Origin of the sequence: Mesorhizobium sp. M0293 (assembly GCF_040321735.1) — a bacterium.
Taxonomy (GTDB): domain Bacteria; phylum Pseudomonadota; class Alphaproteobacteria; order Rhizobiales; family Rhizobiaceae; genus Mesorhizobium.
This window is the reverse complement of sequence record NZ_JAMYSA010000084.1, coordinates 1-26,478: the sequence shown is the minus strand read 5'-3', so window position 1 is coordinate 26,478 and position 26,478 is coordinate 1. Positions and strand designations below refer to the sequence as shown.

Annotated in this window: 22 protein-coding genes and 2 pseudogenes; 9 read left to right on the top strand and 15 right to left on the bottom strand. The window is 64.4% G+C overall.

The features are described 5' to 3' along the window. From NKJ06_RS25610 to NKJ06_RS25595, 4 genes are all read right to left on the bottom strand, one after another. On the bottom strand, positions 1-427 hold a 427-nt coding region (locus NKJ06_RS25610), incomplete at its 3' end, for an ABC transporter permease (protein ID WP_502905652.1). Continuing rightward, positions 427-1,290: an ABC transporter permease gene (locus NKJ06_RS25605; protein ID WP_352811041.1), complete on the bottom strand. Its 864-nt coding sequence runs from the start codon at positions 1,288-1,290 to the stop codon at positions 427-429. The genes NKJ06_RS25610 and NKJ06_RS25605, both read right to left, overlap by 1 nt. Before the next feature lie 75 nt (positions 1,291-1,365). Then, positions 1,366-2,529 (bottom strand): ABC transporter substrate-binding protein, encoded by a 1,164-nt coding sequence (locus NKJ06_RS25600; RefSeq protein WP_352630928.1) that lies wholly within the window; start codon positions 2,527-2,529, stop codon positions 1,366-1,368. Next, positions 2,510-3,646 carry an ABC transporter ATP-binding protein gene (locus tag NKJ06_RS25595; RefSeq protein WP_352630926.1) on the bottom strand — a complete coding sequence of 379 codons (1,137 nt, stop codon included), beginning with the start codon at positions 3,644-3,646 and terminating at the stop codon, positions 2,510-2,512. Before NKJ06_RS25595 ends, NKJ06_RS25600 begins: the two co-directional genes overlap by 20 nt. 110 nt (positions 3,647-3,756) lie before the next feature. Between NKJ06_RS25595 and NKJ06_RS25590 the strand changes: the two genes are divergently transcribed. After that, positions 3,757-4,563: a helix-turn-helix transcriptional regulator gene (locus NKJ06_RS25590; protein ID WP_352630923.1), complete on the top strand. Its 807-nt coding sequence runs from the start codon at positions 3,757-3,759 to the stop codon at positions 4,561-4,563. A 27-nt stretch (positions 4,564-4,590) separates the two neighbouring features. Here the strand turns inward: NKJ06_RS25590 and NKJ06_RS25585 are convergent. From NKJ06_RS25585 to NKJ06_RS25550, 8 genes and pseudogenes are all read right to left on the bottom strand, one after another. Next, a pseudogene (locus tag NKJ06_RS25585) lies at positions 4,591-6,663 on the bottom strand (3-hydroxyacyl-CoA dehydrogenase NAD-binding domain-containing protein). Positions 6,664-6,978: 315 nt separating this feature from the next. Beyond that, positions 6,979-7,926, bottom strand: a complete 948-nt coding sequence (locus NKJ06_RS25580; RefSeq protein WP_352630917.1) for an ABC transporter permease — start codon at positions 7,924-7,926, stop codon at positions 6,979-6,981. Positions 7,927-7,929: 3 nt separating this feature from the next. Next, positions 7,930-8,910, bottom strand: coding sequence for an ABC transporter permease (locus tag NKJ06_RS25575; protein WP_352630915.1), 981 nt, complete (start codon positions 8,908-8,910; stop codon positions 7,930-7,932). Between the two features lies 1 nt (position 8,911). Beyond that, complete coding sequence (locus NKJ06_RS25570) at positions 8,912-10,381, bottom strand: sugar ABC transporter ATP-binding protein (protein ID WP_352811038.1); 1,470 nt, start codon at positions 10,379-10,381, stop codon at positions 8,912-8,914. Positions 10,382-10,430: 49 nt separating this feature from the next. After that, a complete protein-coding gene (locus tag NKJ06_RS25565; RefSeq protein ID WP_352630912.1) occupies positions 10,431-11,444 on the bottom strand; it encodes an ABC transporter substrate-binding protein in 1,014 nt (337 codons plus the stop codon). 97 nt (positions 11,445-11,541) lie between these two features. Next, positions 11,542-12,432, bottom strand: coding sequence for an SMP-30/gluconolactonase/LRE family protein (locus tag NKJ06_RS25560; protein WP_352630910.1), 891 nt, complete (start codon positions 12,430-12,432; stop codon positions 11,542-11,544). Positions 12,433-12,607: 175 nt separating this feature from the next. After that, complete coding sequence (locus tag NKJ06_RS25555) at positions 12,608-13,342, bottom strand: response regulator (RefSeq protein WP_352630909.1); 735 nt, start codon at positions 13,340-13,342, stop codon at positions 12,608-12,610. Continuing rightward, complete coding sequence (locus NKJ06_RS25550; RefSeq protein WP_352630907.1) at positions 13,342-14,643, bottom strand: sensor histidine kinase; 1,302 nt, start codon at positions 14,641-14,643, stop codon at positions 13,342-13,344. Before NKJ06_RS25550 ends, NKJ06_RS25555 begins: the two co-directional genes overlap by 1 nt. Positions 14,644-15,044: 401 nt before the next feature. Between NKJ06_RS25550 and NKJ06_RS25545 the strand changes: the two genes are divergently transcribed. The 8 genes from NKJ06_RS25545 (at position 15,045) to NKJ06_RS25510 (ending at position 24,308) form a co-directional block, all read left to right on the top strand. After that, the gene (locus NKJ06_RS25545) at positions 15,045-17,477 is read left to right on the top strand and encodes a glucan 1,4-alpha-glucosidase (RefSeq protein ID WP_352630905.1); all 2,433 of its coding nucleotides are present in this window, start codon (positions 15,045-15,047) and stop codon (positions 17,475-17,477) included. 35 nt (positions 17,478-17,512) lie between these two features. Next, positions 17,513-18,520 (top strand): phosphogluconate dehydrogenase (NAD(+)-dependent, decarboxylating), encoded by a 1,008-nt coding sequence (gene gnd / locus NKJ06_RS25540; RefSeq protein WP_352630903.1) that lies wholly within the window; start codon positions 17,513-17,515, stop codon positions 18,518-18,520. A gap of 20 nt (positions 18,521-18,540) precedes the next feature. Next, complete coding sequence (gene zwf, locus NKJ06_RS25535) at positions 18,541-19,917, top strand: glucose-6-phosphate dehydrogenase (protein ID WP_352811034.1); 1,377 nt, start codon at positions 18,541-18,543, stop codon at positions 19,915-19,917. Between the two features lie 12 nt (positions 19,918-19,929). Beyond that, positions 19,930-20,646, top strand: coding sequence for an ROK family protein (locus NKJ06_RS25530; RefSeq protein WP_352630900.1), 717 nt, complete (start codon positions 19,930-19,932; stop codon positions 20,644-20,646). Positions 20,647-20,861: 215 nt separating this feature from the next. Further along, positions 20,862-21,323 carry a Ros/MucR family transcriptional regulator gene (locus NKJ06_RS25525; protein ID WP_352630898.1) on the top strand — a complete coding sequence of 154 codons (462 nt, stop codon included), beginning with the start codon at positions 20,862-20,864 and terminating at the stop codon, positions 21,321-21,323. Positions 21,324-21,444: 121 nt separating this feature from the next. Beyond that, complete coding sequence (locus tag NKJ06_RS25520; protein WP_352811032.1) at positions 21,445-22,545, top strand: aminotransferase class I/II-fold pyridoxal phosphate-dependent enzyme; 1,101 nt, start codon at positions 21,445-21,447, stop codon at positions 22,543-22,545. A gap of 164 nt (positions 22,546-22,709) precedes the next feature. Further along, entirely contained in the window at positions 22,710-23,948 is a 1,239-nt protein-coding gene (locus NKJ06_RS25515; RefSeq protein ID WP_352630895.1) for an MFS transporter, read from the top strand. A 51-nt stretch (positions 23,949-23,999) separates the two neighbouring features. Beyond that, entirely contained in the window at positions 24,000-24,308 is a 309-nt protein-coding gene (locus NKJ06_RS25510) for an NIPSNAP family protein (protein WP_352630890.1), read from the top strand. On the opposite strand, the gene NKJ06_RS25505 is transcribed toward NKJ06_RS25510, so the two are convergent. From NKJ06_RS25505 to NKJ06_RS25495, 3 genes and pseudogenes are all read right to left on the bottom strand, one after another. Next, entirely contained in the window at positions 24,305-25,021 is a 717-nt protein-coding gene (locus NKJ06_RS25505; protein WP_352630876.1) for a glutamine amidotransferase, read from the bottom strand. The genes NKJ06_RS25510 and NKJ06_RS25505 overlap by 4 nt on opposite strands. Before the next feature lie 15 nt (positions 25,022-25,036). Next, entirely contained in the window at positions 25,037-25,516 is a 480-nt protein-coding gene (locus NKJ06_RS25500; protein ID WP_352630874.1) for a tellurite resistance TerB family protein, read from the bottom strand. A 35-nt stretch (positions 25,517-25,551) separates the two neighbouring features. After that, positions 25,552-26,478: pseudogene (locus tag NKJ06_RS25495) on the bottom strand (heme biosynthesis protein HemY); the annotation flags it as partial.

Genomic DNA, 26,478 nt, shown 5'->3' with positions numbered 1-26,478 from the left:
TCGAACCGTAACCGAGCGCCAGGCGCGGCGGTTGGTCGTCGGGCCAGATCGAGGCGAGGAACGGGTTGACGACCGTGAACAGCTGGACGAGCGCGACCAGCGTCGAAATGCCGATGACGACCCCCGGAACGACGATCGCGGCACCCAGCAGGGCATCGAAGATAGCGCGGGTTCGGACGCTGACGCGCGCCAGGCCGAGTGCGGCCGCAGTGCCGCACAACGCCGCCAGCGAAGCGCTGGTGGTCGCGATGAACAGGCTGTTCTTCAGCGCTTCGACCAGGAACGGGTTGTCCAGCGCCTTGCCGTACCATTGCACCGAAAAGCCGGTGAACTCGCTGGCATGATGGCCAGCATTGAAGGAAAACAACACAACCAGCGCGATCGGCAAATAGAGGAAGGCGAAGACGGCAATGACGAAGGCGCGCATCAGATCAGATCCACCCGACGCGCGCCCGAAACGCGGGTCGAGATGCGGTTGGCGGCAATCAGCACCACCACCGAGACCAGCACCAGCGTGATGGCGATGGCCGATCCGAACGGCCAGTTGCGCGACTGCAGGAACAGATCGACCAGCGCGTTGCCGATGAAGAACACCTTGCCGCCGCCGAGCAGCGTCGGGATCAGATATTCGCCGAGCAGCAGGATCATCACCAGCGAGAAGCCGGTCATCACGCCCGGCAGCGACAGTTTCAATGTCACGCCGAGGAAGGTCGAGAGCGGCGTTGCGCCGAGGTCTGCGGAAGCTTCCAACAGCCTGCGGTCGAGCCGCTCGAGGCTGACATAGATCGGCAAGATCATCAGCGGCAGATAGCCATAGACGATGCCGAGCAGCACCGCGCCCGGCGTATTGATCAGCCTGACATCCTCGAACCCGATATAAGCAAGCAATGCCGGGATGCCGCGCCCGCCCAGCACATACATCCAGGCATAGGTCCGCATCAGAAGGCTGGTCCAGAACGGGATAACGACCAGTGCTAGCAGGATCAGTCGCCAGCGCTGCGGCGCCTGCAAGGCAAGGTAATAGGCGACCGGATAGGCGACGAACAGACAGGCAAGCGCCCCCACCGGCGCCAGCAGCATCGTGTTCCAGAACGCGGTCGCCCGCGCCGGAAGATTGGCATATTGTGCCAGCGTAAAGGCGGCCTGATAGCCGCCTTCCGGTGCCCGCTCGCCAACGCTGAACACGGCGATGGCGATGAACGGCAGCACCAGGAACACCACCAGCCACGCGGTCGCCGGACCGAGCAGCATGGCGGTCAGAAGATTCTTGCGAAGACGGCTGCCGTGCATGGAAGGATTGCCCCGGTGCCGGCGGGCATGAACCCGCCGGTCAAGTTATCTGAGTCGAATTTGAGGCGGCTTGGCTTAGGCCGACTTGAAGCGCGCCATCAGTTCGGCGCGGCCGGGATCGGTCAGCGTCGCCGCCGCGCCGAATTCCAGCGGCGTCAACAAGTCCGCCGCCGGATAGAGGATCGGATTGTCGAGCACCTCCTTCGGCAGCAGCTTGTTGACCCGCGCATCGGTCGACGGCGCGCCATTGGCCAGGTGCTCCTTCACCGCGACCTGCGGGTTCATCAGATAGTTGAGCAGGGCATAGCCGGCCGGCTTGTTCGGCGCATCCTTTGGAATGGCGTAGAAATCGGTCCAGATCTCGCCGCCTTCCTTGCCCAGAACATAGGCGATCTCGGGAATGTCGCGATGCAGCTGCGCGCCGTCGTTCGTCCAGCACATGGTCATCCAGGCATCGCCCGCGCGCATTCCCGGCTGATAGTCTGACGAAACCGCGAACAGATGCGGCTTGACCTTCAGCAGCAGTTCCTCCGCCTTGGCGAGTTCGTCTGATTTGAGCGAGTTGAACGAATAGCCGTAATATTTCAGCGCATTGCCGATCGTGGTCAACTGGTAGTCATGCACCATGGTGCGGCTGTCGCCCTCCGCCATGGCGGTGTCCCAGAACTCCTTCCAGCTCGTCATCGGCTTGGTCAGCTTCTTGGTGTTGACGGCAAAGCCGGTGGTGCCCCAGTTCTTCGGCACGGCGTAGGCCACCCCGTCGATCGTGCCTTCCCCAGTGAAGCGCGGATCCTCCTGCGAGCCGTCGAAATTCGGCAGCTTCGCCATCTCCAGCGGCTCGATGATGCCGAGCTTCTTGTAGGTGGAAATCGTGTAGTTGGTCGGCACGAAAAGGCTCCAGCCCGAGGCGCCGGCCTGCAGCTTGGCCAGCATCTCCTCATTGGAGCCGAACACGTTGACCTCGACGGCAACGCCGGTGTCCTTCTTGAAATTTTCGAATGTCGCCGGGTCATGATAATTCGGCCAGGTGGCGATCGACATGCGATCGCCAAGACTTTCCGCGGCAAAGGCTGGCGTCGGCATGATGCCGATCTCGCGCGCCATCACCGCCGTCGCAATGCCAAGGCCGGTGAGGCCAAGGAAGTCGCGGCGGCCGATCGAGCCGCGCTTCAGGCGCATGAGCTGGTCGACAAAATTCTCAGGGCTTATCGGCAGTCCATCACGATATGATTTCGACATGTTTATCTACCCTCTGGTTGGTCCCGTTGTTTTTGGTTTCCGGAAACGCCAGCGGCGTTCCGGAGGCAAAGCCGATGGCGACGGGTTCACCCGGCTTGAAGAGATTGCCGTGGCCGATCAGATGATCGGCCTTGGCCAGCAGCGTTCCGATGCCCTGGACCTCGATCGCGTATTCCGCCGTCGAGCCCAGGAAGATCCGGTTGCGGACGATGCCTTTGAAGCGGCTGCTTTCGGAAGTGCCGAGACTGAGCGATTCAGGACGCAGGCTGACCGACACGGCCTCGCCTTGCTGTAAGGCGGTGCGCTTGCGCGCCGCAATCACGGTGCCGTCGGCAAGCGCCACCTCCACCAGATCGCCCATATGCCCGGCGACGGTGCCGCTCAAGAGATTGGTCTTGCCGACGAAATCGGCGACGAACAGGTCGGCCGGTTCGTCATAGATCTCGCTCGGCTGTCCGAGCTGGACGATGCGGCCGCCATTCATCACGCAGACGAAATCGCTCATCGACAGCGCTTCCTCCTGGTCGTGGGTGACCAGCACAAAGGTGATGCCGATCTCGCGCTGCAGGTTCTGCAACTCGATCTGCATGTCGGTGCGCAGCTTCTTGTCGAGCGCCGCCAGCGGCTCGTCGAGCAGCAGCACCGCCGGCTTGTTGACCAGCGCGCGCGCCAGCGCGACACGCTGCTGCTGGCCACCGGACAGTTCGTGGATCTTGCGGCGGCCGTAGCCGGCGAGCCGCACCATTTCGAGCGCTTCGCCTGCTCTTGAGGTGACCTCGCGCGACGACAGCCGCGGCCTGGACTGGCGCAGCCCGTAGGCGACATTGTCCTCGACATCGAGATGCGGAAACAGCGCGTATTGCTGGAACACCATGTTGACTGGGCGCCGGTAGGGCGGCGTGCCGGCCATGTCCTGGCCGCGAATGAACACCTTGCCTTCGCTCGGCTGTTCGAAACCGCCGATCATGCGCAGGCAGGTCGTCTTGCCACAGCCGGACGGCCCGAGCAGGGCGACGAAAGCGGATGGCGGGACAGCGAGATCGATGCCGCTCACGGCCGTCACGCTGCCATAGCGCTTGGTGACGCCGCGAAACTCGATGTCGGGCACTGCGGTCAAGGCTGCGGACTCCCCAGGGCGATATCAGAACGCTACCAGAGCCAATGGCGGCTGGTATATACCTCGCTGGTGGTATATCTGATCTATTTTCTTGTTTAAGGGGGTATGGATTGTCCCGCAGCGACGAATACAGCCAGCTCGCCACGCTTATCGCGGCGACGCGGGAGACGAGCGGCGACCTGTTCGGCAAGGCGCTGGTCGATTGGCTGCGGCAGCATGTCAGCTTCGACCACTGCGTGATCTTCGGCTATCGCGGCGCCTCGCGCCCGCCGCTGCTGTTCGAGACGTTCTCGCCCACCGAAAGCCACGTCTTCGTCGCGCTCTACCAGGAAGGGCCGTATCTGCTCGACCCGTTCCATCACGCAGCGGTCGAGCGCAAGGAAGGTTTCTGGCGCATGCGTGAGCTGGCGCCGGACCGCTTCTACGCCAGCGAATATTTTCGCTCCTACTACAGCCAGACCAGGCTGGCCGAAGAGGTCGGCTTCTTCGTGCCGCTGCCGGGCAAGGATGCGCTGGTGCTGTCGCTGATGCGGCTGCGCGCTTCGGGTCCTTTCGGCACCGCCGATGCCAGGTTGTTGCGCGACATGGCACCGGCGGTGATCAGCTTCATCAGGTTGCGTTGGCCAGCTCTTCCGGCCGACGAGCCGGCAGCAGTGAAGCAGGACGAGACGATAGCGCCGGTCAACGAATTCGACCGTGCTCATATCTGGCAGAGCCTGTCGCTGACGCCGCGCGAAAAGCATGTCGTCGACCTGGTGCTGCAGGGGCACTCCACCGAGTCGATCGCCCGGGCCATGCGCATCGTGCCGGGAACCGTGAAAGTCCATCGCCGTAACATCTATCGCAAGCTCAAGATCAAGTCGCAGGCCGGCCTCTTCGCCCGCTTCGTCGAGATCATCGACGCGCGGATCCGGTAATTCCTCCGGCCTTGAACCACCGCTCGATCAGGCTGTTGCGCCGGCTTCCCAGGAACCCGTCTCGGCCATTGTCTTGAGCAGTGGCGCCGGCTTGAAAATGTCCTTGCCGGTGCGCTGATGCCAGTACTCGAGCCGCTTGATAATCTTGCCCGCCCCTTCGAGACCGGCCCAGAACATCGGGCCGCCCTTGCCGATGGGAAAGCCGTAGCCATTGACCCAGACGACATCGATGTCGGACGCGCGGGCCGCGATCCCTTCTTCCAGGATCTTCGCGCCCTCATTGATCAGGGGATAGAGCGTGCGCTCGATGATTTCTTCTGCACTGATCGCGCGCGGAGCGATGCCCTTTTCGTCCGCCTTGGCGCGGATCAGCGCCTCGACTTGCGGGTCCGGAACCGGTGTGCGCGAACCGTTCTCATAGAGATAAAACCCCTTGCCGGTCTTCTGGCCGAACCGTCCCTGCTCGCACAGTGTGTCGGCGATGACGGCCGTCTGCCCGTGCGCCTTGCGGTTGCGCCAGCCGATGTCGAGGCCGGCCAGATCGCCCATCTGGAACGGCCCCATCGACCAGCCGAAATCGGTGAACACCTGGTCGATCTGACGTGGCGTAGCGCCTTCCAAAAGAAGCGCTTCGGATTCCGAACCACGCGCCGCCAGCATGCGATTGCCGACGAAGCCATGGCACACACCGACGACGACGGCCACCTTGCCGATCCGCCGCGCCAAGTCGACGACGGTTGCCAGCGCGTCGGGCGCGGTCCTCTGCGCCCGCACGATCTCCAGCAGCTTCATGACATTGGCCGGCGAGAAGAAGTGCAGGCCGACCACATCCTGCGGGCGCGAGGTCGAGGCGGCGATTTCGTTAACGTCGAGATAGGATGTGTTGGTAGCGAGGATCGCACCGGGCTTCGCCACCGCTTCGAGCTTGCCGAAGACTTCCTTCTTGACCGCCATGTCCTCGAACACCGCCTCGACAATCAGGTCGCAATCGGCGAGATCGGCATAGTCGGTGGAGCCCTTGAACTGGGCGAGCCGCTGGCGCGTGGCATCTTCGCTCAACGAACCGCGCGTGACGGAAACGGCATAGTTCTTCTCGATCGTGCCGAAACCGCGCTGCAACGCTTCCTGGCTTGTTTCCATCAAGGTCACGGGATAGCCGCCATTGGCGAAGGCCATGGCGATGCCGCCGCCCATCGTGCCGGCGCCGATGACGCCGACGCGGGCAATCCTGCGCTTGACGATGTCCTTGGCCGAAATCTTTGCCGCCTCGCGTTCGGCGAAGAAACGAGGGCGATGCTCCCGGGACTGATGGCTGCCGACCAGTTACACGAAAAGCGCACGCTCCGCCGCCAGCGCCGCGTCGAAGGGCAGCGTGACGGCATTGCGCACCGACAGCGCGCAGGCGACCGACGCCTCGAGGCCGCGCGCCTTCCTGGCAAGATCCGCGGCCTCGGCGTCGAGAGCCGCGAGGTCGGTCTCCTTGAGCCCGTCATCGCGATCGCGCACCGGGGTGAAGGGACCACCCTTGCGGGCTATTTCCCTGGCGAAATTCACGGCATGCGTGGTCAGATCGCCTTTGAAGACGGCATCGACGAGGCCCGCTCCATGCGCCTCGGCCGCGCCGATCGGCGCGCCTGAAACGATCATCTTAAAAGCCTTCATAGCGCCTACCAGGCGCGGTAGCCGCGCCGTGCCGCCGCCGCCCGGCAAGAGGCCAAGCTTCACCTCGGGCAAGCCGAGCTTGGCGCCCGCATCGGCGACGCGGAAGTGACAGCCGAGTGCCAGCTCCAGCCCGCCGCCAAGCGCGGTGCCATGAATGGCCGCGATCGTCGGCTTGGCGATGGCTTCCAGCACAGCCACGATGGCGCGCAGTTCGGGTTGCTGCATCGGCTTGCCGAATTCAGTGATGTCGGCCCCGGCAACAAAGGTCCGGCCGGCGCAAGCAATGACGATGGCGGCAACCGAAGCGTCATCCCGCAAGCCAACCAGCGCCTGCATCAGCGGCTCGCGGACATGAAAGCTCAGCGCGTTGACCGGCGGATTGTCGATGGTGACGATGGCGACATCGCCATCACGACTGACCTTGAGGAAATCGGACACACAAACCTCCCAGCAATGGTCGTGATTTACAGCGTCACGACGCGGATGGGAACCGGTTGCCTGGCTGGCATAATGATTGCCGGTCGAGATGCCTGGCCGTCATGATCTCCGAAGTAGCGATCCTTCACACCCCCCTCTGCCCTGCCGGGCATCTCCCCCGCAAGGGGGGAGATTGACAGCTTCTGCGCCTCGCTCACTTTGCAACGTTGCAGATTGGCGAAGGCCACGACAACTGCCGATCTCCCTCCTTGCGGGGGAGATGGCCGGCAGGCCAGAGGGGGGTGCTGTCCCGCCAGCGTCGGCGTCTTGCTCCCGCTACCGCAGCGCCTTCTGCCCGCCCGCGGCCGTAATCACCCCAACGATGATCAGCCCCGTCAGCAGCAATCGCACACCAGCACTGACGCCAAAGGTGTTGAGCATGGTCAGCAAAAGCACCAGGAACAGCGCCGCGCCCCACACCCCGGGCACGTTGGCCTTGCCGCCGGCGACCGACGTGCCGCCGATGACGACGACGGCGATCGATGCCAGCAGATACTCATTGCCGATATCGACATTGGCGCCGCGGAAATAGCCGGCGAGCAGCGCGCCATCGATGCCGCCGAGCGCTCCCGACAGCGTATAGGTGAGGAAGCGGATGCGGCCGACATTGACGCCGGCCAGCCACGCGGCGCGGATGTTCTGGCCGATCGCCAGCACCGAGCGGCCATAGATCATACGTTGCAGCGCGATGGCAGCCCCGACGGTGAACAGCACGGTGAGGATCGCCAGCACCGGAATGCCCAGCACCTGCCAGTTGGCGAAATCGGCGAAGCCCGGCGGCGGCTTGATCTGCAAGCCGCGCCCATAGCTGATGTCGATCGACTGGATGATGAAACTGGCCGACAGCGTGGCGATGATCGGCGGGATGCGCAGCGCCCAGATCAGCAAATAGTTGGCGACGCCGATCGCAGCCCCGCAGGCCAGCGCCGCCAGAAGGCCGACTGCGATCATGGCGTCGTTGCCGTCCATCACCTTCATGGCGACGGCGCTGGCAAGGCCGATATTGGCCGGCAGCGACAGATCGACATTGCCAGGGCCAAGCGTGATGACGAACATCTGGCCGACACCGACGATGACCGTGAACACCGCCAGCGACAGCGCGGCGGTCACCATTCCGCCGGCGCCATAACCGCCGGTGAAGACGATCGTCGCCAGCCACACCAAAAGCGCGCCGAGAAATGACCAGATCCAGGGTTTGGTCAGCAGCGATTTCACCGAGGTCATCGCTCACCTCTCCTTGCGGCTGATCAGCACCCGCGCCGCCAGCACGATAATGAGGATCGCGCCGTTGGCGGCCACCTGCCAGTCGGGCGGAATGTGCATGAAGGTGAGCAGCGGCGAGGCGGCCAGCGCCAGCGTCAGCGCACCGATCACCGCGCCGATCGGCGACACCCGGCCGCCGACGAATTCACCGCCGCCGAGGATGACACCAGCGATCGCCAGCAGCGTATAGCCATTGCCGATATTGGCATCGGCCGAAGTGGTGATGCCGATCAGCGCCATGCCCGACAGCACGCCGAACAGGCCGGCCAGCGAAAACAGCACGATCTTGGTCTTGAGCAGCGACCAGCCTGCGCGCCCGAGCGCCGCCGGATTGCCGCCCGAGCCGCGCAGGATCACGCCATAGGAGGTGCGCATCAGGCCGAAATGGACGATGAAACCGATCAGCAGCGCGGCAATGATCGGGAACGGCACGAAAGGCGGCTTGAATGCCATCAGCCCAAGCAGCCAGTCCGGTGCCTTGCCGCCGGGTTTGGGCAGCACGAGAATGGCGAGCCCCTGCCATACGAAACTCATGCCGAGCGTCACCACGATCGACGGCAAATTGCGCAGATGAATCAGCGCGCCGAGCAGCGCGTAGACGCCGATCGATCCGAGCAGGATCACGACGCCGATGAGCGGCGCATCCTTCAGCCAGGTCGCGGTGACACATCCGACAAAGCCGACGAAGGTGCCGATCGACAGGTCGAGCTCGTTGCCTGATATGACGAACATCTGCGCGATCGTCGCCAGCGCGATCGGGATGGCCAAATTGAGCATCAGGCTGAAGCCGAAATAGCTGATGGCGCGCGGGTTGAGCCAGGCGATGGCAAGCAGCACCAGCACCAGCGACAGTGCCGGCAGCAGCCCGCGCAGCAGGCGTGCGCGGGCCAGCGCACCACGCTCGGCGGAAGTCTTGGCAGCGGTTTCGAGGCTGGCGGCGGTCATCTCAGGCCGCATCGCCGAACGAGGATTGGATGATCTTCTCTTCGGTCAACTCGTCGCGGCGCAGATTGGCGACGATGCGGCCGTTCTTGAAGACATAGACGTGGTCGCAATTGTCGAGTTCTTCGGTTTCCGTGGTGTACCAGAGGAAGGTGCGGCCGCGGCCTGCTTCCTCGCGCACGAGGTCGTAGACCTCCAGCTTGGTGCCGATGTCGACGCCGCGCATCGGATCGTCCATCAGCACGATCTGTGCATCGGAGCCGAAGGCGCGGGCAAACAGCGCTTTCTGCTGGTTGCCGCCCGACAGCGAAAAGATGTTGTTGTTCATATCAGGCGTACGGATGCCGATTTTCTTCTGCCAAAATGCTGCAAGCTCGGCCTCGCGCTGCGGCGAGATCAGCAGCCCTTTGCGCAGGCGCGTAAGCGAGCGGATGCCGATGTTCTCAGTGATCGACCATTGCGGAAAAATGCCGTCCGCCTGGCGGTCGCCGGCCACCAGCGCCACCGGCGCGGTCACCTCGATGCCGGCCCGGGCGCGCGATGCCGCGGCGAAGATCGCCAGCAGCAGGTCGGTCTGGCCGTGGCCTGCCAGCCCGGCAAGGCCGATGATCTCGCCGGCGCAAGCGACAAGGTCGGGGCGGTCCGTCTGCGCGGCCGGCCGCGCCCGGACCCGCAGCGGACTGGCCCCGGGCTTGGCGGCAGCGATTTCGGCGGCGATCTTCTGGCGCGCTTCCGCACCGCCCATCGCCGTCACCAGCCGGTCGCGGTCGAAGACACTCGCGGCGTCTGCGACAACCACCTTGCCGTCACGCATCACCACGATGCGGTCGGCGTTGCGCAGCACCTCGCCCAGGACATGCGAGATCAGGATGCAGCTTTTGCCGCCGGCGACGAAGCGGCGCACGAAGGCCAGCAACTGTCCGGCCGTATGCGCGTCTAGCGACGATGTCGGCTCGTCGAGGATGACAAGGTCGAGACGATCCTGGGTCACCGTGAACGCGCGCGCCACCTCCACCATCTGGCGCCGGCCGATCGACAGGTCGCCGACAATATCCGAGGGCGAGATGCTGTGGCCCGGAAAGATCTCGTCGAGCTTGGCGGCGATCAGCTCGGCCGCCTTGCGCCGCCAGCCGAGCCCGCGCAGCGACGCGTGGTTGATACGCGTGTTCTCGGCAACGCTGAGATTGGGACACAGCGATAATTCCTGAAACACGCAGCGTATGCCGAGCTGCTGCGCCCGCGACACCGAGTAGTTGTCCTCAGTGCCGCCATGCACGCCGATCTGCCCGCTGTCGGGCACCAGCGTGCCCGCCACCATGTGCATCAGCGTCGATTTGCCGGCGCCATTGTGGCCGACGAGACCGACGCATTCGCCGGGCCCGACGTGAAAATCGACGCCGCCCAGTGCGCGAACGGCGCCGAAATGCTTTTCGGCGCCGTTCAGTCTGATGATGTCAGCGTTCCCTTCAGGCATGCTCAACGATATCCGTTCGGCGATACGGACGGCAACGCTGCCGTGATGCTCACTTGATGTTGGCTTTGATGGCCGCGATTGCATCTTCCTGCGTGTATTCGTGGCTGGCAACGCCACCCTTGGGGATCTTCGGCAACTCGGCCTCGAAATCGTCTTGGGTGAAGGCCAGATACGGCACCAGCAGATCGTGCGGAATGTCCGTGCGGCCGTCGAGCACCTGCTGCGCCACCCAGAAGGCGAGCGACGACACGCCGGGCGCGATCGATGCCGACCAGGTCTGGTAGCCGTCCTTGTCCTTCTGTTCCTTCCACCACTGCAACTCGTCCTGGCGGTTGCCCATGATGATGGTCGGGCGCGGCTTGCCGGCGGCGGCGAAGGCCTGTGCCGCGCCATAGCCGTCACCGCCCTGGTCGACGATGCCGACGACCTCGGGCAGCGACGGCAGGATGGTCGCCACCGCCTTCTGCGCCGTCGTCTGGTCCCAGTCGCCGGTCACCGAACCGACGATCTTGAACTCGGGATGGGCGGCAACGCCTTCGAGGATGCCGGCATGAATGGCATCGTCGATCGAGGTACCGGCAAGGCCACGGATTTCCAGCAGGTTCCCACCCTTGGGCTGGAACTTGGCCATCTGCTCGACTTCCTGCTTGCCCATGTCCTTGAAGTCCACGACGACGCGATAGGCGCAAGGTTCGGTTACGGTGCCGTCGAAAGAGACAACGACAATACCGGCATCGCAGGCCTGCTTGATGGCGCCGTTGAGCGCATCCGGCGAGGCGGCGTTGATGACGATCGCGTCATAGCCCTGCAGGATCAGGTTCTGCACCTGCGCCGCCTGCGTCGGCACTTCCTTGTCGGCGGTGGTGAAGATATCGGCCGCGCCGACGATCTTGTCGGCGACCGCCTTCTTGGTGACGATGCCATAGCTGTCGAGCATCGCCTGCCGCCACGAATTGCCGGCATAGTTGTTGGAAAAGGCGATCTTCTTGCCACTGGTATCGGCCAGCGCCGTGCCCGAGGCGAGCATTGCGGCCAGAGCGCCCAGAACGAACAGTTTCTTCATGTCGTAATCCTCCCAGATGTGTTGACTGCTGCAATTCCCGCCGGCTTTGACCCCGGCCTCACTCCCAACTCTGATTTGAGCACGGATTGTCGCGCACTCAAAACAGTCTCAATCCCGGCACCCGTACCCGGAGCCGGTACAATGACGTCGACGCGGTTATGTAGAGGCTTTGTAGGTCGTCGTCGCCGAACGTGAAATTCGCGCAATCTTCGGGCGTCCGGATGACGCCAAGAATGGCGCCCGACGCATCAAAGACATGGATGCCGCCGGGGCCGGTGCAGTAAAGATTTCCGCGGCTGTCGATCTTCATGCCGTCCGGCGCGCCCGGCCCCTCGCCCTCGGTCACGGCCCAGACGGCTCCGCCGTTCAGGTCGCCATTCGCCTCGACACCAAACACCCTGATGTGTCCTTGTTCGGTGTCGTTGATGAACAGCCGCGACTCGTCCAGCGAAAAGCAAAGTCCGTTCGGCTGCACGAAATCGTCGGCCAGCAACGTCAGTTGTGCGCCGTCGCCATCGATGCGGTAGACACCCTGGAACGGCAGCTCCTGAGGACGTGGCACGCCATAGAATTCCACCCTGCCATAGCCCGGATCGGTGAAGTAAACCGACCCGCCGGTGGCGATAACGATGTCGTTCGGGCTATTGAGCTGTTTGCCCTGATGGTGCGTGGCAAGCACGGTCACGCTGCCGTTGGGCTCGGCGCGGGTCACACGGCTCATCGCGTGCTCGCAGGTGACCAGCCGCCCCTGGCGGTCCAGCGTGTTGCCATTGGCCTTGTGGCTCGGTTCGCGGAACAGCACGATCTCGCCCGCGCTGCCGCGGCGGTACATACGGCTTTCCGGAATGTCGGAGAAGACCAGCCACTTTTCGTAGGGGTGCCAGACCGGCCCTTCGAGGAAGCCGAAGCCGCTCGCCAGCGTTTCGATCGTCGCATCGCCGACGACGTCGTCCAGGCCGGAATGGCGGGCGCGCGCCGACACCGACATCACCGGCTCCCGGCGGCGCGACCAGCCGTGCGTATCCGCATGGTGACGAATGGCATGAGCGCTTCCCCGATATGATCTTCTCGTTGGGGATCGAGCGTAGTTGCGGCGCCGACGTGGCGATACCGGTCAAAGCGCACGGCCGACTGTGCGTTTGCACAGTCGCAAAGAACTGCAATCAGTGGCCCGGCGGCGCCTGTGTCAGCCAGGCATCGAGCCGGTCCTGCTCGCGGCGTAGCGCGTCGATGTTGATCAGGCCGCGCGCCATGGCGAGATAGATCGCCCGCGTCCGCGAGTTGAACACGGAAGCATCGCCGGCGCCGTCTTCCGCCGGCACGATGCCGAGCTTGTCGTAGACATGCTTGATGCGGCTTTGTGCGCCACGGATCGACAGGCCCCGGCGTGCGGCGATGGCGCGGTCGGTCAGGCCGAGCGCGATGTCGATCAGGCTTTCATATTCGCCGTCGGTGATGCCCTCGAACTTGTCCTGCACGCGGTGCTGGATGCCGCGGATCTCGCGGTCGATAATGCAATGGCCATCGCGGAAAACGCCGCGCAAGGCGGACCGCATGCCCTCCTCCGTCGCTGACTTCAGCACATAGCCGTAGACCGAGCCGGGCGGCACGATGCGCGCCACGCCGCGCACATAGGCCTCGTCGGCGAAATTGGACCAGAACAGGATGTGCGTGCCGGCGCGGCGGTTCCAGATCGCCTTAGCGACCTCGATCCCTGTCGCCTTCGGCATCTGCAGGTCGAGCACGACATGCGGCGGCTCGCGCTCGGCCGCCAGGCTGATGGCGTCCTCGCCATCGCTTGCTTCGATCACCTCGACGTCGCCGGGCCACAATTGCTCGACGGTGCGCCGCGCGAAGGTGCGGTGCAGCCCGTCATTCTCGGCGATCATCACAAGCATCACATGGCCTCCGACACGGCGAGCTCGCCGGATGCTGTTGCAGCCGCCGCAGTCGGCAATTCCCGCGACGGCTGGCGGTCGATCTCGACGACGACACGCGTGCCGCCGCTTTTCGTGCCACCGCTCTTGCGTCCGGCCTGGCCGATGCGCAGCCGTGCCCCGATAAGGGCGGCCCGCGTGTGCATATGGCCGATGCCGCCATGAGCCGCCGGATCGACAACGCCGCATCCCTGGCCGTCATCGGTGACGATCACCCGCAGCACGCTCGCGGTCGACGCCAGCAGCACATCGATGCGGTGCGGTGCGGCGTGGCGAACGGCATTGTTGATGGCTTCCTGCACGATCCGGTAGAGCGCGGTGCGGACAGGCTCGGGCAGGCTGTCGGCGGCGCCGTCGCTGGTGTCGGCGATGCGCACGGCGATCGGTGGCTTGGCCCTGGCGACGCTGCGATTGAGATGCGCCTCGACGGCGTCGCGCAGGCCGAACAGTTCGAGCACGCTCGGCCGCATGTCATCGACGATGTGGCGCAGTTCCGTCAGGCAGCCGGCGACCTCCTGCTCGAGATCGGCAAGCTGCGCCGCCCGCGCCACGCCCTGGCCACGAAGGGCCGAAAGCTGGCGCGCAATGCGGGCGAGGTCGGCGAGCGTCTGGTCGTGCAGGTCCATGGCCATGCGCCGGCGTTCGCGCTCCATGCCTTCGGTCAGCTGCGAGGCACCGACCCGCAGCAGTTCGACGCGGTTGCGCGCCTCGCTCTCGGCCAGCATGGCGCGGCGCGCCTCCTCGGTCTGGATCAGCGCGAAGATATAGGGCGCGATCAGGTCCGCGCATTGCTGGGCGACCGCGACATCGGCAAGCGTGTAGCAATCGACCTCGTGCCGGCTGATGTTGAGCGCGCCGATAATGCCGCCACGTGCCCTGAGCGGCACGACGATGCGGCTGCGCAGTCGGGCGGCGAAGATCGGCCCATCGATGGCGGTGGCGAAATGGAAGCGCTCGTCGCTCAACGCGTCATCGGCGAGCAGATAGGGTACCTCGCCCCACAGCACCGAGCGGATCGGGCTGACTTCGGTCGGCAGCGGGTGTTGGGCAAGTTCGCTCCAGCTGGTGTGGAAGCCGGCTTCATAACAGGCGTGCCGGCGGCCGTCATGCGACAGCACCGCCAGATCCATATGGTCGTGCGGAATGAGCGAGCCGATCTCGATGGCTGTCGCGCGGAACGCCGTGCCGGGATCGATATGGCCGGCAAGCGCCCGCGATATCGCCAGCAGCCGGTCGATCAGGACCAGGGACACTTCCGCCATTGCTTTCACGATCCTCCCGTGCCGGGAAATAGTGGACGCATGCCGCCGCCGCTGTCAACGACGGCTCGGTTGGCCATAGGGCTCCGCACTCAGGTTGACAAAAGACCTGACGACAGTTCGGCGGTGTCGGCTTTTGTGCCGGTAATAGGAATTTTTTCTTGACTCCGTGCCCTCAGCTATGGTACATATTCGTCCATGGTGCTGATTTGCGCCAATGACCCGCCGCACAGGCGGGTTTTTCGTTTGATGCTCCGTCAGCCAATGCGCAGGCGAAGGCTCCGAAGGAACCCGCTAACCCGAGTTCGTTGCCCTGCCGTTGGCCCGCCCGATCAACTTGCGGTGCAGTGATTGTAAAGGGTTCGCGTCCTGGTCTAGGGAAGAAGCCAGGAGACCGAAACAGAATGCCAGTGACGCATAACGTTGCTCCGGGCGCCCCGGGAATTCCGGCCCGTTGGACGTCTAGCGCCAAGAGTGGCGTCGGAACTTCGCTTTCGCCGGCCGGCCGGATCTGGTTCACGATCAGCCACGGCATCCTCAACGAGATCTACTATCCGCGCCTCGACAGCGCCTGCACGCGCGACCTTGGCCTGATCGTCACCGGCCCCGGCTGCTATTTCTCGGAAGAGAAGCGCGATGCCGCGCACATCATCGAACCGTTCGAGGACGGCGTGCCCGCCTACAGGCTGGTCAACACCGCGAGCGACGGCGCCTACCGGATCGAAAAGCGCATCCTTGCCGATCCGGCGCGGCCCGCTTTGCTGCAAGAAATCACCTTCACGCCGCTCACAGGTGCCGCCGGCGACTACCGTGTCTACGCCCTGCTGGCGCCGCATCTGGTCAATGCCGGCATGGGCAACACCGCCTGGGTCGGCGAGCACAAAGGCAAGCCCGTGCTGTTTGCCTCGGGGCGTGGCACCTGCCTGGCGCTGGCCTCCTCGTTGCCCTGGCGGAGCGGCTCGGCCGGCTATGTCGGTGTCTCCGACGGCTGGCAGCAACTGCACAACACCGGCGTGCTCGATCCGGCATGCCAGCGGGCCGAGGACGGCAATGTCGCGCTGACCGGCGAGATCGGCTTTTCCGAGACCAAGACCAAGGCCGTGCTGGCTCTGGGGTTTGGAGCGACACCCGACGAAGCGGCGGAGACTGCTCTTGCCAGCTTGAAGCAAGGCTTTGAACCAGCGGCGAAGTCATATGTCGAAGAATGGCGTAAATGGCAAAAGAGCCTGCTGCCGCTGGACCGTCATGGCGAATCGGGGATCAACAGCTACCGCATCAGCACCGCGGTTCTGGCGACGCACCGGTCGATCGCCATGCCGGGCGGCGCGGTCGCCAGCCTGTCTATCCCGTGGGGCTTCAACAAGGGCGACGACGATCTCGGCGGCTACCATCTGGTCTGGCCGCGCGATCTGGTCGAGACGGCTGGCGGCTTCCTCGCTGCCGGCGACGCCGCCTCGGCGCTGCAAATCCTCGACTATCTCAGCTCCATCCAGCAGCCCGACGGCCACTGGCCGCAGAACGCCTGGCTCGACGGATCGGCCTATTGGCCCGGTATCCAGATGGACGAATGCGCCTTCCCGCTGCTGCTGGCCGACGCCTTGCATCGCGCGGGCCATTTGCCGCGCGCCAGGCTCGCAGCCTTGCTGCCGATGATCGAGCGCGCCGCCGGCTATGTCGTGCGCAACGGACCGGTCACCGGCGAGGACCGCTGGGAAGAGGATGCAGGCTACAGCCCGTTCACGCTCGCCGTCGAGATCGCCGCACTGCTGGCCGCGGCCGACCTGGTCGACGCCTGCGGCAAGCCTGAGCCGGCGGCCTATCTGCGCGAGACCGCCGATGTCTGGAACGACCAGGTCGAACGCTGGACCTATGTCACCGGCACGGCGACCTGCAAGGCGGTAGGCGTCGAAGGCTACTACGTCCGCATCGCGCCGCCCGACGGCGCCGAGGCCGGCTCGCCGAAGGATGGCTACGTTCCGATCAAGAACCGGCCGCCCGGCGATAGCGACCGGCCCGACGAGGAAATCGTCAGCCCGGACGCGCTGGCGCTGGTGCGTTTCGGCCTGCGGGCGGCCGATGATCCGCGCATCGTCGATACAGCTAGGGTTATCGATGCGCAATTGCGCTGCGACCTGCCGCAAGGCCCGCTCTGGTATCGCTACACCAGCGACGGCTATGGCGAGCACGAAGATGGCGCGCCATTCGACGGTACCGGCCAGGGCCGTCCGTGGCCGTTGCTGGCCGGCGAGCGCGCCCACTACGAGCTGGCGGCAGGGCGCAAGGACAAGGCGGCCAGCCTGCTGGCAGCACTGGAAGGCTCGGCCGGACCGGGCGGTCTGTTGCCGGAGCAAGTCTGGGACGGCGCTGATATGCCAGAGCGCGAACTGCTGCATGGCCGCCCCTCGGGCAGCGCCATGCCCCTGGTCTGGGCGCATTCGGAGCATATCAAGCTGTTGCGCTCGCTGCGCGACGGCGCGGTCTTCGACATGCCACCGCAAGGCGTCAAGCGCTACATCGAGGACAAGACGGTATCGCCGTTCAGGACATGGCGGTTCAACAACAAGATCCGCACCATGCCCGCCGGCAAGATGCTGCGCGTCGAGCTGCTGGCCCCAGCCACGATTCACTGGAGCACCGACAACTGGACGACCGCCCATGACAGCCAAACGGCGGAGAACGCGTTCGGCATCCATCTTGCCGATCTGTCCGTCGCCGGCCTCCCCGAGGGAAGCACGCTGATCTTCACTTTTTTCTGGCCCGGGACCGGCGATTGGGAGAATGTCGACTTCTCCGTCACATCAGGCGCCTGGGATAACCAGGTGATCCTTCCTCGATAAACCCCGTAAATCTTTCAGCAAACAGGGACGAAACCATGCAGATCGGAATGATGGGACTGGGCCGGATGGGCGCCAACATGGTCCGGCGCCTGATGCGCGACGGCCACGAATGCGTCGTCTACGACATCAACCCCGCCAGCGTCGCGGCCCTGGTGACCGACGGCGCGCTAGGGGCGGCATCAATGGAAGAATTCGTCGGCAAGCTCGCCAAGCCGCGTTGTGTGTGGCTGATGCTGCCGGCAGCCATCACCGGCAGGATCATCGATCAGGTCGCGACCCTGATGGAGCCGGGCGACATCGTCATCGACGGCGGTAATTCCTACTATCACGACGCCGTCGACCAGGCCGCGAAACTGGCCACCAAGGGTATCCATCTTGTCGATGTCGGCACCAGCGGCGGTGTCTGGGGTCTGGAGCGTGGCTATTGCCTGATGATCGGCGGTCCCGATGTGGCGGTGCAACACCTCGATTCGGTCTTTGCCACGCTGGCGCCGGGCGCCGACGCCGGCTCCAATCCGCCCGGGGATGCCGGGACCGCCCCCTTTGGCTATCTGCATTGCGGACCGAGCGGCGCCGGCCACTTCGTCAAGATGGTGCACAATGGCATCGAATATGGCGTCATGGCCGCCTATGCCGAGGGCATGAACATCCTGAAGTCGGCCAATGCCGGCAAGCGGCAACGAACGGCGGACGCCGAGACCAGCCCGCTGGAAAACCCGCAATACTACCAGTTCGACATCGATCTTCCCCAGGTGGCCGAGGTCTGGCGGCATGGCAGCGTCATCGGCTCCTGGCTGCTCGACCTGACGGCCGGCGCGCTGAAGAGCGATCCGGGCCTGGCGAATTTCGGCGGCCGCGTCTCGGATTCCGGCGAAGGCCGCTGGACGCTGAAGGCGGCGATCGACACCGGCGTGCCGGCGCCGGTGCTGTCCTCGGCGCTGTTCGACCGCTTCTCCTCACAAGGCGAATCCGAATTCGCCGACAAGCTGTTGTCCGCCATGCGCTATGCCTTTGGCGGCCATGTCGAAAAGGCCGGCAAGTGACGGCGGCAGGGGAGACGCTCATGAGGCAGGAACGGTCCGATACGCTGGTGCTCTTCGGGGCGACCGGCGACCTCGCCCACAAGAAGATATTTCCAGCGCTTTACCAGATGGTCGCCAAGGGCACGCTCACCGAACCGGTGATCGGTGTCGCCTTCGACGCCTGGGACCTCAAGCAATTGCAGGCGCGCGCCCGCGACGGCATCGTCAATGCGCTCGGCAAGATCGACGAAGAGGCGTTTGCCAAATTCGCCTCCCTGCTGCGCTATGTCAGCGGCGACTACCGCGATGGGGCGACGTTCGAGAAACTGAAAAGCGCGCTCGGCACCGCGCAGCGGCCGCTGCATTACATGGCAGTGCCGCCGACCATGTTCGAAACCGTCGTCCAGGGCTTGGAGCAATCGGGCACGGCCCAGGGCGCGCGGCTGATGGTGGAAAAGCCTTTCGGCCACGATCTGCAATCGGCACGCTGGCTGAACCGGGTTCTGCACCTGGTATTCGACGAACAGTCGATCTTCCGCATCGACCACTATCTCGGCAAGGAAGCGATCCAGAACCTGCTCTATTTCCGCTTCGCCAATTCCCTCCTCGAGCCGATCTGGAACCGCAATTTCGTCGAGAGCGTGCAGATCACCATGGCCGAGGATTTCGGCGTCGAGGGTCGTGGCCGCTTCTATGACGATGTCGGCTGCATCAGGGACGTCATCGAGAACCATCTGCTCAACATCCTGTTGCTGCTTGCCATGGAGCCGCCCGTCGGCCGTTCCGCCGACGACCTGATCGACGAGAAGGTGCAGGTGCTGCGCGCCATCCGCACGCTGACCAGGGACGATGTCGTGCGCGGCCAGTTCACCGGCTATCTCACTGAACCGGGCGTGGCGCCGAACTCGCCCGTCGAGACCTTCGCGGCGGTGCGCTTCTTCGTCGACACCTGGCGCTGGCAGGACGTGCCGTTCTTCATCCGCGCCGGCAAGAACATGCCGGTGCATGTCACCGAAGTGGTGGTGCGGCTGAAGCGGCCGCCGCTCGACGTCTTCGACCCGATCAAGCCCGCCGACCAGAACTACGTCCGCTTCCGCATCGATCCACAGGTGGTGATCGCCATCGGCGCCCCGCGCAAGGCGCCGGGCGACGACATGATCGGCGAGCAGGTCGAACTGACGGCGCTCGACGACAGCAAGGGCGACATGCCGCCCTATGAGCGGTTGATCGGCGATGCCATGAACGGTAACGGTCAGCTGTTCACCCGCCAGGATGCAAGCGAACTGGCCTGGCGCATCGTCGGCCCGGTGCTTGGCGACACGACGCCGCCGCATCTCTACGAGCCGGGAACATGGGGGCCCGTGGACGTCATGGCCGGTTTCGGGCCGCCCAACGGCTGGATTGATCCGGTGAAATGAGAGGCTGACACGATGGCCAAGGCGGTGAAACAACAGGCATCGGGCCCTGAGAAGTCAGCTGAAAAGATCGTGCTTTCGATCGATATTGGCGGCTCGCACGTCAAGATCCTGACCAGCGCCGGCGGCGAGGAGCGCCGCGTCGACTCCGGGCCGGACCTGACGCCGCAGCAGATGATCGACGCGGTCAAGAAGCTCGCCGAGGGCCTGCCCTATGACGTCATCTCGATGGGCTATCCCGGCCCGGTCAACCACAACAGGCCGCTCACCGACCCTGCCAATCTTGGCAAGGGTTGGGCTGGATTCGACTTCGCGGGTGCGTTCGGCAAACCGGTGAAAGTGGTCAACGATGCGCTGATGCAGGCCATCGGCAGCTACGAGGGCGGGCGCATGCTGTTCCTCGGGCTCGGCACCGGCCTGGGTGCGGCGATGATTGCCGACAACGTCGCCCAGCCGATGGAACTCGCCCACCTTCCCTACAAGAACGGCAAGAGCTTCGAGGATTATGTCGGCGAACGCGGCCTGGTAAAGCGCGGCAAGAAGAAATGGCGCAGATATGTCTTCGACGTCGTCGACCGGCTGCGTGCCGCCATGCAGCCGGACTATGTCGTCATTGGCGGCGGCAATGTCGACAAGCTCGATGAATTGCCCGCGGACTCCAGGCGTGGCGACAACACACGCGCCTTCGAAGGCGGATTTCGTTTGTGGCGCGACAAGGCATTGATAGTCTGATATTGTTATTGTTTAATATAGTTGTTCAAAATAACGTGTGCCGCGGCATCAAGTCATTGCGCTACGCAGATTTGCCGACTAGGAATTCCGCGCCACAACAACGCCACCCGTCCCGTGGATGCACAGAGGACGCCGTAGCATTTTGATTTTGCGCATGATCCTTTCCGGGAATCGAATCCGATTTTCAGGTCATTCGCTTTAGACGGAGAAATAGAGTGACCGACGATAGCAACAGCGCCCGTAAAGACATCGACCTGCTCGAGCTGACCGCCCACATCGTGTCCGCTTACGTCGAGAAGAACCGCTTGCCCGCCTCCGGCTTGCCCGACCTCATCGCCAGCGTCAGCGCGTCGATAAGCGGGCTCGGCAAGCCGGTGGCCCCGGTGGCTGCCCCCCTGGTCCCCGCCGTCAACCCCAAGAAGTCGGTGACACCGGATTTCATCATCTGCCTCGAAGACGGCAAGAAGTTCAAATCGCTGAAGCGTCATCTCGGCGTGCATTTCGGCCTGACGCCGGACGCCTACCGCGCCAAATGGGGCTTGCCGTCGGACTATCCGATGGTCGCCCCCAACTATGCCGCCTCGCGTTCGCTGCTGGCGAAGTCGATCGGCCTCGGCCGCAAGGCCGCTCCCGTGAAGGCACCTGCCAAGGGCAGGAAGGCCAAGATTTCAGCCTGAGGCAAAGACTCAAATTTGGCTCTGAGCCAATAGATCGATTGGAGCCTGCCGGCGAATCTGCCTTGGCAGGCTTCATGTTTTCATGGCTTGGATAGATCGGACAAGGTCTCTGGGGGAAGCCATGAACTACACCAGGATGGTGATCGAGAAAGAGGCGCCGGAGGAGTACGGCTACGACCGCATCCGTTACAATCTCTCCGAAAGTTCGATCGCCGACCAGAAACTCTCCGACATCGGCCTGTCACTGCCTGATCTGACGCTGTTCTATGGCGAGCATCGCGGCGACAAGGCGTTGCGCGCGCTGATTGCAGCGCACGACGCCGGCATTTCATCAGATGATGTCCTGGTCACCGCCGGTGCCGCCGGCGCGCTGTTCATCATCTCAACCTCGCTTTTGTCGGCGAACGACCATCTCGTCGTCATCAGGCCCAACTACGCCACCAACATCGAAACCCCAAGGGCGATCGGCTGCGCCATCAGCTTTGTCGACCTGGCCTTCGAGGAGGGCTTCGCCATCGATGTCGAACGCGTCAAGGCGGCGATGCAGCCGAACACCAGGCTGATCAGCGTCACCTGCCCGCACAACCCGACCGGCACGATGATGAGCCGAACCGAACTCGATGCGCTGGTGGCGCTCGCCGAAAGCACGAACTGTCATCTGCTGGTCGACGAGACCTACCGCGACCTTTCCTACGGCCGTCGCCTGCCGTCGGCGGCATCGCTGAGCCCGAAGGCGATCAGCGTCTCGGCGCTGTCCAAGGCCTTCGGCATTCCCGGCATCCGCATCGGCTGGCTGATCACCAGGGATGCGGAGCTTCAGGAAAAGTTCCTGGCCGCCAAGGAACAGATCGGCATTTGCGGCAGCGTCATCGACGAAGGCATTGCGCGCGGCATGCTTGAGCGCCGGGACGCCTTCCTGGCGACGCTGCTGCCCGAAATGGCGAAGCGACGCGACATCGTCCAGGCCTGGATCGACCGCGAGCCGCTGGTCGACTGGGTGCGGCCGGAAGGTGGCGTCGTCGGCTTCCCACGCCTGAATGTCGATCCCGGTTTCGACCTCGACCGGTTCTATGTGAACCTGCTGGAGAACCACGGCACCTATGTCGGACCCGGCCACTGGTTCGAGATGGAGAAGCGCTTCTTCCGCATCGGCTTCGGCTGGCCGACGGAAGCCGAATTGAAGGGTGGCCTCGACGCTATCTCCGTCGCGCTGCGGCAGTAAATTTCCTATGCGGCCGATCGACTAGGCCGAAATTTTCTTGATCCGGAACCGTTTTTGGCGCACATGCCGCTGCGAACTGAGCTAAAAGTTCCGCCAGCCGGACCAGCGCCCAACGTGGAAGTGCCCCGCCAGCTGATGCCATTCGAACGGGGCCTCTTAAATCCATGACAGCCGAACAGATATCATCTGACCAGCGCTACGCCGCGTTCCGCCATCGCTCCTTCCTGAGCTATTGGGCGGCGCGTTTCCTCACCACATTCGCCACCATGATCGTGTCCGTGGCGGTCGGCTGGCAGATGTACGATTTGACCCGCGACCCGCTCGATCTGGGCCTGGTCGGCATCGTCCAGTTCCTGCCGTCGTTGTTGCTGGTGCTGGTCACCGGCGTCGTCGCCGACCGCTTTGGCCGCCGCCTGATCATGGCGCTGGCGGTGGTGGTGGAGGCGGGCTGCGCGCTGACGCTGCTGCTTCTGACGTTGCGCGGCATCAGCGGGCCACTGCCGATCTTCGTCGTGCTCGCCATGTTCGGCGTCGCCCGCGCCTTCTTCGGCCCGGCCTCGGCCTCGCTGTTCGCCAATCTGGTGCCGCCTGAGGATTTCGCCAACGCCATCGCCTGGAATTCGTCGGCTTGGCAGACGGCGACCATCGTCGGTCCGGTCGCCGGCGGCCTGCTCTACGGCGTGTCGCCGGAAGTGGCCTACGGCACCGCCGCTGTCCTGATGCTTGTGTCCGGGCTGCTGATCTTCACCATCCCGAAGCCGTCGCAGCGCACCGAGACGGAAAAGCCGACGATGGAGCACCTGTTCGGCGGGTTTAGCTATATCTGGAGCGAGAAGATCGTGCTGGGCGCCATCTCGCTCGATCTGTTCGCCGTGCTCCTGTCCGGCGCCTCGGCGCTGCTGCCGGTCTACGCGCGCGACATCCTCCAGCTCGGTCCTTGGGGGCTCGGCCTGCTGCGCTCGGCGCCAAGCGTCGGCGCCATCTGCGTCGCTATCTGGCTGGCCGGGCATCCGCTCCGCAACCACGCCGGAATGATCATGCTGGCTTCCGCCGCGTCATTCGGCGCCTTCACCGTGCTGTTCGGCCTGTCGACCATCACCTGGCTGTCGATCGTCGCCCTTGCCTTCCTTGGCGCCACCGACATGTTCAGCGTCTACATCAGGGAAACCCTGATCCAGCTGTGGACGCCCGACCACGTGCGCGGCCGTGTCAACGCTGTCAACCAGGTCTTCGTCGGAGCTTCCAACGAGGTCGGCGAATTCCGCGCCGGTACGATGGCGGCGTTGATCGGCACGGTGCCGGCCGTCGTGGTCGGCGGCGTCGGCGCGATCGCGGTCGCCGGATTGTGGATGGTGCTGTTTCCGCAACTGCGCAAGGTCCGCCACCTCAACGGACGAAACTGATCCTCTTCCGGTTGACAGCCGACATGCCTCGCCCATGCCACAGGAGTTCTCATGGTCACTTGCTACTTGAAATATATCATTGACCCCTACAAGCTTGCCGAGTTTGAAGATTATGGCCGTCGCTGGATAGGTCTGGTCAACCACCTCGGCGGAAACCATCACGGCTATTTCCTTCCAAGCGAGGGGGCCAACAATATCGCTTATGCGATGTTCAGTTTCCCGAGCCTTGCCGACTACGAGGACTATCGCAAACGGATGGCTGCCGACCCGGAATGCCAGGAAGTGTTTGAAATGGAAAAACGCAATCGCAGCATTCTCAGCTATGAGCGCAGCTTCCTGCGGCCGGTGCTCGAACCTTAGCTATTGCTCGGCTTGCCGAAAATCCCCCGCAGGAACTCGTCCAGCCAGCGCTTGAGATGCATGTCCCAGATCAGCCGGCCGCCGAGATGATCACGGCCGGGCTGCGCGCCCGGCAGTTCGAAGCGATGCGCGCCGCGCACCACCCAGCGCTGCATCATCGCCCTGGTCAACTCGCCATGGAACTGGATGCCCCAGGCATTGTCGCCATAGCGGAAGGCTTGGTTGGGATAGGTCTCGGCCGTGGCCAGCAGCGTCGCGTCCCTGGGCAGCGAAAAGCCCTCGCGGTGGAACTGATAGACCATCTCCGGCCAGTGCATCAGTTGCTTGCCGGCCTCGGTCGCCTTCAGCGGATACCAGCCGATCTCGACCAGCCCGTCGCCGTGGCCCTCGACCTTGCCGCCGAGATGGTTGACCAGCATCTGCGCGCCAAGGCAGATGCCGAGACATGGCCGGTTCTCCCTCAGCGGGATTTCCAGCCAGTTGGTCTCGCGGCGGACGAACTCGTCCTCGTCATTGGCGCTCATCGGCCCGCCGAACACCACCGTGCCGGCGTGGCCGTCCAGCGTGTCCGGCAAGGCATCACCCAGCGGTGGACGGCGGATGTCGAGATCGAAACCTTCTTCCAGCAGCATGTGGCCGACGCGTCCGGGGCTCGAATTCTCCTGATGCAGCACGATCAGGATCTTTGGCTTCGAACTCGTCTGGCGCGGCATGGGAAGGCGAAAATCCTATTCGTCGCTCGATGTTCCGGTGGCGCCAGGTGCAAGTGCGGCCGCCTTGCGGCGCGCCTCGACGCGGTCGCGGCGTTCCACGCCGATCAGCTCGGCGACGCGCCAGACCGTATTGTCTTCCAGCTCGTGCAGCTCGCCATCGGCATAGACGATCTCCCACATCAGGCCGATAAAAGCCTTGCGCGCATCGGCATCGAGGTGACGCTTCAAGACACTGGTGAAGGCATAGAGATCGATCGCCTCATTGTCGGCCCGCTCGCCGGCGGCGGCAAGCGCTTCGAGTTCTGCGCCGCCAATCGAGTAGCTCTGCGCCAGCACCGCCTTGAACCGCTCCCACTCGACATCCTGACGCACGCCATCGGCGTTCATCACATGGTAGAGGAGCGCCGAAGCCGCAACGCGCGGATCGTCGATGCTGGACTGCGTGCCGGCGCCGGCCGGCAAATCCCTGAGAAATGACAGAACGCGTTCAAACATAGCTCATTCCCCAACGGCCTGACGGCCGGCCCAACTCAAAACAACCGAAACCGGCGCGGCGATTTTTCCGCTTCCTCGTCCGGATCGACGCCGGGATCGTCCGGCAGCCGTGCAAGCTCCTCGGCCGGCTCGACGCCCTCGGCATCGGTCGGCACCGCAGCGAAGGCCGCCGCCGTGATCGGCCTGACATGATCCTCGTGGTTCCCGGCGTCCTTGCTCGCCGTCTCGGCCGGGCGGGTTTCGTCGATCACCTCGACCGGCCTTTTTTCGCTCGTCGGCTTTGCCAGCGCTTCGATGACCGGCGCCGCGCTGGCTGGTGCATCGTCATGGCTGTCGATCAACTGGCCGAGACGCTCCATTGGCGCGCGCCACTCGAAGGCGTCGAGCCGGCCGGTGATCGGCGATGCCGGCGCCCAGCGCTCGGACACCACGCCGTCGGCGACCCAGGCCGGAACGCGCGGCGCCCGTACCGCCCTGGACAAAAGTTGCCGCACCTTGCCCTGATCGCCGGTCTCGGCCTCCTCGATGTCGGCGAGCAGCAGATAGGCGCCCTCGCGACGATCCATCCGGATCGCGGCCTCGGCCTCGCGGCGGGCGGTCGAGAAATCCTGCGCGTCGAGCGCCGCGCGTGCCACCGTCATCGACGACTCGGCGTGGTTCTTCTTCATCTCCTGCAGCTTCTTCGCCCGGTTGAGGCGGTCGAGCACCGCATCGCCAGGCCTTGCATGGGTGTAGAGTTCGGCGACCTCCGGGTGCGGCTCGGCCTTCCACGCTGCCTCGAGGATCTTTGAGCCCTTGCGCACGTCGTTCTGCTTGAACAGCGCGGCGGCGGCGGCAACGGCGGCGGGCGCGAAGTTGGGGGCGAGCCGGTTGGCCTCGATCGCCGCGGTTCTGGCGGCGGCGGGATCGCTGTCGGCAAGCGCCTGCGCCTTGGCACTCAACAGCACGGCGCGGCGGCGGTT